An 11,884-nucleotide genomic window follows, 5' to 3' on the forward strand; every position below is an offset into this window, starting at 1 on the left:
ACTCTCCATTATATAATCCCAAATCATTCAAAAATTAATTCAAATAATCCTGAATGATGGATAAACTTAAAATACAGTATACCCGCTCATCTGAGCGGGTATAAGATCAATCTTTAAGTCGTCTGTATTTAATCCGCGATGGTCGAGTTGCCTCATCACCCAAACGTTTTTTCCTATCGGCTTCATAGTCACTGTAGTTTCCTTCAAAGAAGGTAATTTGTGAATCTCCTTCAAAAGCCATCAAGTGAGTACAAATTCTATCTAAAAACCATCTATCATGCGAAATAACAATAGCGCAACCCGGAAAATTGAGTATTGCTTCTTCCAAAGCTCTTAAAGTTTCCACATCCAAATCATTACTCGGTTCATCAAGTAACAATACATTACCACCACTTTTCAATAATTTGGCCAGATGCACCCGATTGCGTTCTCCACCGGACAATTGGGACATTTTCTTCTGTTGATCCGTTCCCTTAAAGTTAAATCGCCCAACATAAGCACGGGAAGGCATTTGGAAACTACCCACTTGCATGATGTCATGACCATCAGAAATTTCCTGCCAGACTGAGTTGTTAGCATTCAAGTCATCGCGCATCTGATCCACATAAGCCATTTGCACGGTTTCTCCGACGCGTATGGTGCCGCTATCAGGCTCTTCCTGACCCGTGATCATTTTCAAAAAGGTTGACTTACCTGCACCATTAGGTCCAATAATGCCCAATACACCGCCTTTTGGAAGAACAAAATCCAGATTATCAATAAGAATACGGTCTCCAAAGGCTTTACAAATTTTTTCACCTTCCAACACCAAATCGCCAAGACGCTCACCTGGTGGAATATAAATTTCATTGGTTTCATTACGTTTTTGAAACTCTTTGGAATTCATTTCTTCAAATCGGGCAAGTCGAGCCTTATTCTTGGCATGTCGTCCTTTTGGAGAAGTTCGAACCCACTCCAACTCGGCTTTTATTGCGCGTTGGTGTGAATCTTCCTGTTTTTTCTCCATATTCAAACGTTCTTCTTTCTGTTCAAGCCAGGAAGTATAATTACCTTTGTAGGGAATACCTTCACCCCTATCCAGCTCAAGTATCCATTCTGCTGCATTATCCAGAAAATATCGATCATGGGTAATCGCTACTACAGTACCTGGGAATCCTTCAAGATAATGTTCCAACCAGGCAACACTTTCTGCATCTAAATGGTTAGTCGGTTCATCAAGCAATAACATATCAGGATTGGAAAGCAACAAACGGCATAAAGCCACCCGTCTTCTCTCCCCTCCAGAAAGCTTGCCAACTATCGCATCCCATTCAGGCAATCTCAGCGCATCAGCAGCAATATCCAGTTTTCTATCCAGATCCCAGCCACCGCACGCTTCAATTTCATTTTGCAACTCACCCTGCTCAGCGAGCAGAGTATTCATTTCATCATCACTCATTGGCTCAGCAAAACGCATGCTGATCGCATCAAAACGCGCCAATTTATCTTTGATTTCAGCAACACCTTCTTCCACTACTTCTCGAACAGTTTTTTCCAGATGAAGTTGCGGTTCTTGCTCCAGGTACCCAATTCGAATTCCAGGTTGAGGTCTTGCCTCACCTTCAAACTGCGTGTCAACGCCCGCCATGATTCGCAATAAAGTAGATTTACCCGAACCATTTAATCCCAATACCCCAATTTTAGCCCCAGGGTAAAAACTTAATGAAATATCTTTTAAAATAAATCGTTGATTTTCAACAATTTTGCTCACCCGATTCATGGTGAAAATATACTGTGCCATAATACTCCAACCCTCTTTTAATCTGGCTCAATTACCAATCAAGAATTACTTTTCCTGACTGACCTGATGCCATAATTTGAAACGCATGTTCATACTGTTCTACCGGAAAATGATGAGTCATTACCGGTTCAATAGTTAATCCACTTTGTAGCATGGCTATCATTTTATACCAGGTTTCATACATTTCTCGACCATAGATTCCTTTAATTACCAAACCCTTAAAAATGACCTGATTCCAATCAACTGGAGTTGCCTGCGGAGGAATCCCCAGGATAGCAACATGCCCTCCATGGTTCATTGTTCTCATCATATCATTCAAGGCGGCAGGATTACCTGACATTTCCAGACCAATATCAAAACCTTCCACCATACCTAACTCGGCAATAACATCATCCAGTTTTTCATTGCTCACATTCACTGCGCGAGTGGCACCCATTTTTCGGGCCAGATCCAGACGATAATCATTCACATCAGTAATGACTATATGCCGGGCACCAATGTGTTTTACTATTGCTACAGCCATGATGCCGATTGGGCCAGCGCCGGTAATTAATACATCCTCACCCACCACATCAAATGCCAGGGCGCAATGCGCTGCATTACCCAGCGGATCCAGTATTGAAGCCTGATCACCTGTAATATTATCGGGAAGTGCAATAACGTTTGTAGCTGGAATAGCCAGATATTCGGCAAAACATCCTGGCCTGTTGACACCAACACCCAAGGTATTACGGCATAAATGCCTCTTGCCAGCACGACAATTACGGCAAAAGCCACAGGTTATATGACCTTCACCCGAAACCCTTTGACCAACTTTTAGGCCTTGAACTTCCTTACCCACTTCAACAATTTCACCATAAAATTCATGGCCAACGGTCATAGGCACAGGAATTGTAGCCTGAGCCCAGTCATCCCATTTATAAATATGAATGTCTGTGCCACAAATTGCCGTTTTTTTAATTTTAATTAATACGTCATTTACACCGTATTCTGGAACTGGTACATCCTGCATCCAAATTCCGGGTTCTCTTTTAGCTTTGACTAGCGATTTCATTCAGTACCTCAGAATAATAATGAGTTAATTTAATCCTGCTTGAAAACAACAGGAGCGGTTTTATTCATGATATTCAACGTCTCTTTTTGTCCTGGAGTATCCAATTAAATTACGGAAAATTCCTTTCCAACCGTTTCAAATGCATGCAATGCCTTGTCTAAATGAGGCAATTCAAGAGCGGCTGACATCTGTGTTCGAATTCGGGCTAAACCTTTTGGCACAACTGGATAAGAAAATCCAACAACATAAATACCCAATTCCAACAATCGATTGGCTATACGCCCTGCCAAACTGGCATCACCAAGCATCACAGGAATAATAGGGTGTTCGCCGGGAATCAATTTGAATCCCAATTCAGTCATTCCTTTCCGGAAATAGTGGCTGTTGCGTTTTAATTTTTCAGCCAAAGAATTACTTTGAGTTAATTTATCCAACACTACGGATGAAGTATGGGCTATAACAGGCGCTAAAGTATTGGAAAACAGATAAGGTCTGGAGCGTTGACGCAACCATTCGACAATGACCTTATTTGCGGAAGTGTATCCGCCTGAAGCACCCCCCAAGGCTTTGCCAAGCGTACCTGTAACAATATCAATACGATCAGTCACACCAAAATGCTCAGGAGTTCCTCTTCCTGTCGCCCCCATAAATCCAACAGCATGGGAATCATCAACCATCACCATGGCATCGTATTTATCTGCCAAGTCACAAATTGCAGGTAGATTGGCCAGTATACCGTCCATTGAAAAAACACCGTCTGTAGCAATCAAACGAAAACGCGCATTTTTAGCCGCGATCAATTGTTCTTCCAACGCGCGCATATCATTATTCGCATAGCGATATCGTGCGGCCTTACACAATCGGATCCCATCGATAATGCTGGCATGGTTTAATGCATCACTGATTATTGCGTCCTCTTCGCCCAGCAAGGTTTCAAAAAGGCCGGTATTGGCATCAAAACAGGATGAATATAAAATAGTATCTTCTTTACTCAAAAACTGGCTTATCTTCTCTTCCAGCACTTTATGAGGAGTTTGAGTTCCGCAGATAAAACGAACGGAGGCCATACCATAACCGTATTGTTCAAGAGCTTTTTGTCCTTCAGCAATAAGCACAGGATCATTCGCCAAACCTAAATAATTATTAGCGCAAAGATTGATTACTTCCTTTTCATTTACTTTTACGTCAGCTTGTTGCTGACTGGAAATAATGCGTTCTGATTTAAATAAACCTTCATTTTTAAGACCATCCAGTTCAGTTTGCAGATGATTAATAAATCGCTCAAGCACTATTCTCTCCAATGGCTGTTGACAAAGTTATAAATAATAACAAATTTTAGACATAGTCACCATGAAATACCGATAAGAAAAATAAGAACTTTCATTTTAAGACATTAATGCTTAGCACATAAGATGAATTCTTGCTAAAATTGGCCCAAAGTTTTAACCTATCAAAGATAATTAACTCGGTAGAAGAAATGAGCAATCAAAGCGCACGCATTAATATGGTCAAACAACAATTAAGAACTGGCGATGTTTTAAACGAATCCATACTTGATTTGTATGATCTCATTCCTCGTCATGAATTCGTACCAGAACTGTATACTCATTTTGCCTATTCAGACATGCAGATTCCCTTGGCACATGGCCAAAAAATGTTAACACCTCTGGAAGAGGGATTAATTTTACAGGGTCTGAACCTGAAAGGTCACGAAACAGTGCTGGAAGTTGGAACTGGAACTGGTTTTTTTACTGCAATGTTGAGCAAGTTATGTAAAAAAGTAATCAGTATCGATTGTTATCCTGAATTCACGCAGTATGCCAAACAGAAGTTGGAAGCCCATAACTGTACAAATGTTGAATTACATACAGGTGATGCATGCCGTGGATGGCTGGAAAGCGCACCCTATGACGTTATGGTGTTTACCGGAGCGATAGAACAAGTAACTGAAACGCACAGACTACAGATATTGCCGGGTGGAGCGTTATTCACTATAGAAGGTAAATCGCCTATAATGCAGGCTCGTTTATATAATCTTGATCATAACGATATCTGGACAGAAGCTCTGCTTTTTGAAACCGATATTCCTCAGCTTGTAGATCAATTAAAACCAAAAGAATTTGTATTCTAGGGAAAGCTCGAATGAAGAGATCGTTGCTGTTCTGTATATTAACTCTAGGTCTGTCTGCGCATACTCATGCAACCGATCTAATGGATATTTATCAACAGGCTCTTGAGAACGATACCGTATTCAAAAATGCTTATGATACCTACATGTCCAGTACAGAAGCGATCCCCCAGGCTCGAGCTGCACTTTTTCCTCAAGTGGGAATAAACGGTCAACTCGGTCGTAATCTTCAGCTCGTACAAGCGGGTGGACTTAGCACGAACCTTGCCTATGGCAATACACTCTGGCAAGTTACCGCATCCCAGGCAGTATTTAACTACCAGGCATGGGCCAAAGTGGCGCAAGCAAAAGCTTCTGTAAAAGCTGCGCAGGCTAATTTTAATGATGCCGCACAAAATCTGATACTCAGAACTGCAAAAGCCTATTTTGATGTATTATTTGCCAAAGACACTCTGGATTTTGCTGAAGCAAAAAAACGGGCAAATAAAAGGCAGTTTGACCAAGCAACTCAACGCTTTCAGGTAGGTTTGGATGCCATAACTTCGGTTTACGAAGCCAAAGCAGCTTATGATCAATCCGTTGCAACCGTGATTTCAGCTCGTAACAATCAGATCAACCAAAGTGAAAATTTACGAAAACTCACAAACCACGTTTACGAGTCATTGGCCCCTCTTCGCGATAGTAAAATTCCATTAATAAAACCTGAACCCAACAATGTGGATCAATGGATTGATACAGGTCTGAGACAGAACTATAAATTATATGCTGCCAAATACAGTCTTGAGGTCGCAAAGGAGAATGTAAAATCATTAACGGCTGGTAACTGGCCTGTGTTTTCCATCCAGACTAACGCGGCTCAGACTCATAATACTGTAGACAGCACCTCGTTCTTTGCGCCAACAAAGCAAACACAGGCCAATGTCGCGTTGGCAATGAATTTTCCGGTCTTCCAGGGCGGGCTGGTACAATCTCAAACACGACAAGCACAATATGGTTTTCAATCGAGCAGTGAACAGCTGGAGCAAACCTACAGAGACGTCGTTGTAAACAGTCGTATCGCATTCAATACAATTACGGATGGAATCAGTAAAGTCAAAGCCGACAGACAAACCATTATTTCACAACAGAACTCCCTGGAAAGTACTGAAGCACAATTTGAAGTCGGTACCCGAACCATGGTGGATGTAGTGAATGCCCAACAAAAATTGTTTGAGGCTCAGGAACAATTGGCAAAAGATCAGTACGATTTGATTAATGCTATGTTAACTTTAAAATATCTCGCCGGCACTTTAAATGTAAATGATATTGAGCTGGTCAACTCATGGTTAGCGACTACACGGGTTAATGGAATAGCTTCAGTATCTAGCGCTACCACTAAATAATTTGATTAGGTTGTTATATGTCGTCCAATCCCATATTAGTAGAAAAGAAATTATTGCACTATACCGGAAAAGCCATCGCTGATTTTAACATGATTCAGCGAGGAGACCGCGTAATGGTCTGTTTGTCCGGTGGTAAAGATTCATTTACCATGCTGACCATACTGGATCAGTTACGACGCCGGTCAGGCAACAAATTTGAGCTATTCGCTTTTACCCTCGATCAGGCACAACCTGGATGGAATGATTCGATACTTCGTCAATGGCTGGCTGACCGAAGTATTCCACATGAAATACTGACACGTGATACCTACAGCATTGTCAAGGAAAAAGTTCCTGAAGGTAAAACTTATTGTTCACTTTGTTCACGATTACGCCGTGGCATTATTTACCGCTACGCAGAGGAACATGGGTTTAATAAGATTGCCCTGGGGCATCATCGTGACGATATGATTCGCACTTTAATGATGTCCATATTATATAATGGCGATATACGCTCCATGCCCCCCAAATTATTGAGTGATAACAAAAAACATATAGTCATTCGCCCAATGTGCTACGTGCAGGAAAAGGACATTATCACCTTTGCTGGAGAACAGGAATTCCCCATCATTCCGTGTAACCTTTGTGGTTCTCAGGAAAATCTGATGCGTAAAAAAGTAGCGCGTTTAATTGATCAACTGGCCGAAGAAAATCCTAAAGTGCCGAGCAATATTCTCCATGCACTGCAAAGTTTAAAACCAAGTCAGTTGATGGATCAAAGTATGTGGAATTTTAAAAATCTTGAGCAGGAGTTAATCACTTCCAACCACAGTTCAGAGATGGAGGTTTTTAAAACAGAAGAATTTGAGATTCTGGAAGACTGAGCATAATCATAATCCTAACGTCGCTAGCATATACCAAGGCAATAGCGCCTAAAAAGGAGAATAATGCCAGCGACACGATTCATCAAGTACAGCCCTATTAATAGCAGGAACAGGTACTTGTATCTAAATTGCAGGCTTGTGGCCTTAACATAGATTGTTCCATTCCCTCTCCCCAACCCTCGTCCCGCGAAAAAGCATCTTCATACTCATCAAACTCCTAGCGCGGGAGAGGGAGCAGAGCGAAATTATTTGAAAAATCTGTGCTCAGATTTAGTCTGGGAGAACTGTAATAGAGTGTGAGAAATGTTGCTTATCTGCCTAAGAAAAAAATACGTAACATTCTTTACAAATATATTACATAATGTATAGTATATGATTTGCACAAGCTAACCATAATGAATCATCATAGCATTCGTTTAATACCCTGTGATGACTGAAATGGACTAACTGATACAAAGTGTGTGTTGACTATTCTGATTTCGACTGTATATAAGGAATTGTCGAGCCAAGGCCCGACCTACCCCTGCTGTACATGAAGTTGTGTTCAATTTGATGAGTAGTCAAATTACCTCGAATAAAATGGACTGGTTTGCCCAATCTTATGCTTATAATTAGATACAGGAACTTTTCGATGATCAATAGAACAATTATAAATCCGCGTAAATTTCGTGTATACACTAAACGCTACTTCAAATTTGATTTTGTTGCTGCCATCGTTGTATTTCTCGTGGCTATTCCCTTATGCCTGGGTATCGCACTCGCATCTGGTGCTCCGCTATTTTCTGGAATTTTAAGTGGGATTATCGGCGGTATAGTCGTTGGCTGTATCAGTGGCTCACATATAAGTGTCAGTGGACCTGCTGCTGGTATGGCGGCCGTTGTAGTCACTGCAATAGCTCAAATTGGTGATTTTAATTCCTTTTTACTCGCACTGCTATTAGCAGGTGTATTGCAAGTCATCATCGGCAGTTTTAAAGCGGGTTTTGTAGCCGATTACGTCCCTACAAATGTTGTTCAGGGCTTACTTTGCGCGGTGGGAATTTTATTAATAATCAAACAATTACCCTTGGCATTTACCCTTTCATCTGATTTTGATGAACTGAAAACTCACCTATTGGAGACTGCAGACGTCATTACCCTCAGCCCTCTTCTGGCTTTATCGAATCATATTAATACTGGGGCTATGCTGATTACCGCAATATCCATGTCCATTTTAATTTACTTCGAATACACAAAAATAAAACTCTTAAAAGAAATTCCAGCCCCGATCGTCGTGGTAGTTGCGGGAGTTTTTCTAAACGATCTGTTTCAATGGCTTGACTCTCCCCTGGTACAAAACTCACCCCAGTTGGTGAACATTCCAGAAACAACCGGGCTGTATGAATTTTTTAGCCAGCTTCAATACCCACAATGGTCTTCCTGGACAGAACCCAAAGTGTATCTGTATGCATTAATCATAGGAATAGTCGCATCATTGGAATCCCTGCTGAATTTAAAAGCAGGAGAACGTATCGATAAAAGAAGATTGCATGCCTCTACCAATCGCGAATTAATTGCGCAAGGAGTGGGTAACATGTCTGCTGGCCTTATTGGAGGCATCCCGATTACTTCGGTAATTGTAAGAACATCTATTAATATTCAGGCCGGTTCCAAAACAAAAATGTCAACAATTTTACACGGTACTTTTATCTTGTTTGCCGTAATGTTGGTACCAGGAGCATTAAACAAAATTCCGCTTTCATCACTTGCCGCCATCCTGATTTATACCGGATACAAACTGAACAAACCCTCCATTTACCGTAATATATACTCCCAGGGAAGTGATCGCTTTATCCCTTTTATAGTAACAGTAATCAGCATTATTGCCTTTAATTTGCTGGCAGGAATCCTGATCGGTTTATCCATCTCTCTGTTTTATATCTTAAAATCAAACAGCCAGACACGGATAGACATTATCAAAGAAATATACCCCAATGGCATAACCAGCCGGATTATTCTTCCTCAACAAATGACTTTTCTCAACAAGGCAGCTTTGGTAGCCGAACTGAATTCCATACCCAAACACGCTCAATTGATTATCGATGCCCGATATACCCAATACATAGATAAGGAAATTCTGGAATTCTTAAAAGAATACAAAGAAGATATGGCACCCAGTAAACATATCGCATTAAACATGACCGGTTTTAAAGATCATTATAAAATTCATAACTACATTGATTTTATTAATGTCACTACTTACGATGTTCAATCCAACCTGTCGCCAGCAGAGGTGCTTAATATCTTGCATGAGGGCAACCAACGCTTCCTGCATGACACGCGCATACACAGGTCAAATCGAATCGACATAAAACATACAGCAAAAATGCAGCATCCAATTGCGGTTGTCCTGGGCTGTATTGATTCTCGCGTTCCTGTGGAAACTATTTTTGATATGAGTTTCGGGGATATATTTTGTGTCCGAATTGCAGGAAATGTCATCAATGATGACGTTCTTGCCAGTATCGAATACGCCTGTAATGTAGTTGGTGCTAAATTAATCGTCGTTCTTGGACACACCCGATGCGGCGCAATCCAATCTGCATGCGATAACATCGAAAAAGGACACATTACCCAGTTGCTTTCAAAAATTAAGCCAGCAATTCAGGCTGAAACTCAAACAACTGAAAATCGCACTGGCCATAATACATCGTTCGTTACTCGAGTGACTGAGCTGAATATTGCCAATACACTGCACAACATATACTCACAAAGCGATATTTTAAAGACGATGATAAGCAACGAAGAGGTTGGTATCGTTGGCGCCGTATACGATGTCAACAGTGGTAAAGTCAATTATAAAAACTTTGCGTCTGAACTAATTAAACTGGAAGGCATGGAAGAACAAATATTAGTTGAGAAATGCGAAAGCATTCTTCAACAAGCTAAACTGAGTGCATAATCTCAGAAAACAGTACTCTTTGATCTGAATTCAGCGAACGGACATTCCTCATGCCTTGAACTGCTGAATTCAGATTAAAACAGCCTCCGCAATAACCAACTACATTCTCGTTGCTTTTAACACCTAGTTACCCAGGTTTTGTGAAAGTGACAATATGACGTCTTTGCAATATATTAAAAATTCGTTCACAGCACCTGGCCACTGATCGCACCATTTTTTTAATTGCATCCTGGATATTAATTTTTACTCAAACTATTATTTAGGTAAGTTATTTATTTAACAAAAGGAATTGGACAATGTTATTCAAATTTGCCCTTCATTGTGCACTGCTGTTCACCCTGATTTCGTCCACAGCTAGTTACAGCTCAAACAATCATTTAAGTGACACAGCCGTAACACAATGGACAGAGCACGTCTTAATGGAGTCATTAACTGCAAGCTATCAAGACACACAAGCAGATATTGAACAGGTTCAAAAGTACTACTCTCATGCAGCATGGGAACCCATGAATTTGTTTTTTGATAAAGAACTGCAGGCGATTAAGACGCATAAATTGACTGTACATCCCAAACCGATTAACAAACCCACTGTAACCCAGGAAAATAATTGCCAATTCAAGTCATGCTGGAGAGTGAATCAATCCTATAACCTTCCTGAACTCCATTTAAACATTGATTTTTCATTATTGATTATTCGTTCCAATACAACCCAATATTTAATACAAAGTCTCAACATGAAAGTCGAACACTATTGATTTCGTCTTATCAATACGAGAAAAAACACCTGTTACTATTACAACTCTTCAGGCAACCCCTGACTCATAAAATCAACCCAGGTTCTCACTTTAGGTTGCATATAACGTCCAGGATGATAATAGAGAAATACGGGAATCTTTGGCATTCGAAAATGGGTCAAAACCTCTTCCAATTGTCCACACGCTAAAGAATCCGCTACCTGATAATGGTGTAAGGCAACAATTCCCAAACCATTAATCGCACAATCCAGCATAGCCTGAGCATCATTCAGATATAAAACTGGCATAAGATACACCGTTTCACCAGTAGGAAAAGTCCAGGCATCATTAGGCTTTCTCATGGTATGAGTGATGTAATCATGATTTAATAAGTCCGAGGGTGTGCAAGGATGTTTGTTTAAGTTCAGGTAGGTTGGCGACGCACAAAAGACATAACGGGTAGAGGTTATTTTCTTTTGAACTGAATTGGAAGCAACCTGCGCTGACATACCAAAGACCACATCCAAATCCTCTTCCAAAAGATTGGGAATGTGTTCCGCAATTTGTATATCAATAGTAACCTGAGGGTAACGATTCCTGTATTCCTTCAGTCGGGGAAGAATGTACTTATCAGCAAAATATCGTGAGCTTTTCACTCTTAATAAACCGGTAGGCTCCTGTTTCGCATCAGCAACCACCCCATTGGCTTTATCCACAGCAAGCAGGACCCTTTGAGCTTCACGGTAGTATGTTTCACCGATCTCGGTAAGCGATACCTGTCGTGTTGTACGATGCAGAAGCATTACCCCGAGGCTGGATTCCAATAAACTGATTTGTTTACTGACTGCCGCAGCAGAAACATTCAAAACCTTAGCTGCCGCACTAAAATTGGCACATTGTGCGACCTTGCAAAAAGTATGAATTAATCCCAGGGTATTCATCAGTATTCCTAATAGATATCGCCAATTATCTCATGATAAGTATATAATAACCCACCAAATA

Annotated in this window: 9 protein-coding genes; 5 read left to right on the forward strand and 4 right to left on the reverse strand. The window is 40.8% G+C overall.

Features of this window, described 5'->3' with window-relative positions; all coding sequences use genetic code 11:
* Positions 1-106 precede the first annotated feature (106 nt).
* The 3 genes from ettA to ELY21_RS01985 form a co-directional block, all read right to left on the reverse strand.
* The gene (gene ettA, locus ELY21_RS01975; RefSeq protein ID WP_127106400.1) at positions 107-1,780 is read right to left on the reverse strand and encodes an energy-dependent translational throttle protein EttA; all 1,674 of its coding nucleotides are present in this window, start codon (positions 1,778-1,780) and stop codon (positions 107-109) included.
* A 31-nt stretch (positions 1,781-1,811) separates the two neighbouring features.
* Complete coding sequence (gene tdh / locus ELY21_RS01980) at positions 1,812-2,834, reverse strand: L-threonine 3-dehydrogenase (protein WP_127106403.1); 1,023 nt, start codon at positions 2,832-2,834, stop codon at positions 1,812-1,814.
* Between the two features lie 104 nt (positions 2,835-2,938).
* Positions 2,939-4,123 carry a glycine C-acetyltransferase gene (locus tag ELY21_RS01985; RefSeq protein WP_127106405.1) on the reverse strand — a complete coding sequence of 395 codons (1,185 nt, stop codon included), beginning with the start codon at positions 4,121-4,123 and terminating at the stop codon, positions 2,939-2,941.
* Between the two features lie 188 nt (positions 4,124-4,311).
* Between ELY21_RS01985 and ELY21_RS01990 the strand changes: the two genes are divergently transcribed.
* The 5 genes from ELY21_RS01990 to ELY21_RS02010 all read left to right on the forward strand — a co-directional run bounded on the left by ELY21_RS01990 (position 4,312) and on the right by ELY21_RS02010 (position 10,903).
* Positions 4,312-4,965, forward strand: coding sequence for a protein-L-isoaspartate O-methyltransferase (locus tag ELY21_RS01990; protein WP_127106407.1), 654 nt, complete (start codon positions 4,312-4,314; stop codon positions 4,963-4,965).
* Between the two features lie 11 nt (positions 4,966-4,976).
* Positions 4,977-6,344 (forward strand): TolC family outer membrane protein, encoded by a 1,368-nt coding sequence (locus tag ELY21_RS01995; RefSeq protein ID WP_127106409.1) that lies wholly within the window; start codon positions 4,977-4,979, stop codon positions 6,342-6,344.
* A gap of 17 nt (positions 6,345-6,361) precedes the next feature.
* Positions 6,362-7,207 (forward strand): tRNA 2-thiocytidine(32) synthetase TtcA, encoded by an 846-nt coding sequence (gene ttcA, locus ELY21_RS02000; RefSeq protein WP_127106411.1) that lies wholly within the window; start codon positions 6,362-6,364, stop codon positions 7,205-7,207.
* Positions 7,208-7,838: 631 nt separating this feature from the next.
* Complete coding sequence (locus tag ELY21_RS02005; protein ID WP_127106413.1) at positions 7,839-10,148, forward strand: bifunctional SulP family inorganic anion transporter/carbonic anhydrase; 2,310 nt, start codon at positions 7,839-7,841, stop codon at positions 10,146-10,148.
* 296 nt (positions 10,149-10,444) lie between these two features.
* Positions 10,445-10,903, forward strand: coding sequence for a DotI/IcmL/TraM family protein (locus ELY21_RS02010; protein ID WP_127106415.1), 459 nt, complete (start codon positions 10,445-10,447; stop codon positions 10,901-10,903).
* Between the two features lie 38 nt (positions 10,904-10,941).
* On the opposite strand, the gene ELY21_RS02015 is transcribed toward ELY21_RS02010, so the two are convergent.
* On the reverse strand, positions 10,942-11,823 hold the full coding sequence (locus tag ELY21_RS02015) for a LysR family transcriptional regulator (RefSeq protein ID WP_127106417.1): 882 nt from the start codon (positions 11,821-11,823) through the stop codon (positions 10,942-10,944).
* Between the last annotated feature and the right edge of the window lie 61 nt (positions 11,824-11,884).

The sequence above is a fragment of the Legionella sp. km535 genome, from assembly GCF_003990085.1.
Classification (GTDB): Bacteria; Pseudomonadota; Gammaproteobacteria; order Legionellales; family Legionellaceae; genus Legionella; species Legionella moravica.

What these genes read in the sequence shown, in the direction of transcription:
- ettA (WP_127106400.1), bottom strand. Translation starts at nt 1,780, where the DNA reads ATGGCACAGTATATTTTCACCATGAATCGGGTGAGCAAAATTGTTGAA.
- tdh (WP_127106403.1), bottom strand. Translation starts at nt 2,834, where the DNA reads ATGAAATCGCTAGTCAAAGCTAAAAGAGAACCCGGAATTTGGATGCAG.
- ELY21_RS01990 (WP_127106407.1), top strand. Translation starts at nt 4,312, where the DNA reads ATGAGCAATCAAAGCGCACGCATTAATATGGTCAAACAACAATTAAGA.
- ELY21_RS01995 (WP_127106409.1), top strand. Translation starts at nt 4,977, where the DNA reads ATGAAGAGATCGTTGCTGTTCTGTATATTAACTCTAGGTCTGTCTGCG.
- ttcA (WP_127106411.1), top strand. Translation starts at nt 6,362, where the DNA reads ATGTCGTCCAATCCCATATTAGTAGAAAAGAAATTATTGCACTATACC.
- ELY21_RS02005 (WP_127106413.1), top strand. Translation starts at nt 7,839, where the DNA reads ATGATCAATAGAACAATTATAAATCCGCGTAAATTTCGTGTATACACT.
- ELY21_RS02010 (WP_127106415.1), top strand. Translation starts at nt 10,445, where the DNA reads ATGTTATTCAAATTTGCCCTTCATTGTGCACTGCTGTTCACCCTGATT.
- ELY21_RS02015 (WP_127106417.1), bottom strand. Translation starts at nt 11,823, where the DNA reads ATGAATACCCTGGGATTAATTCATACTTTTTGCAAGGTCGCACAATGT.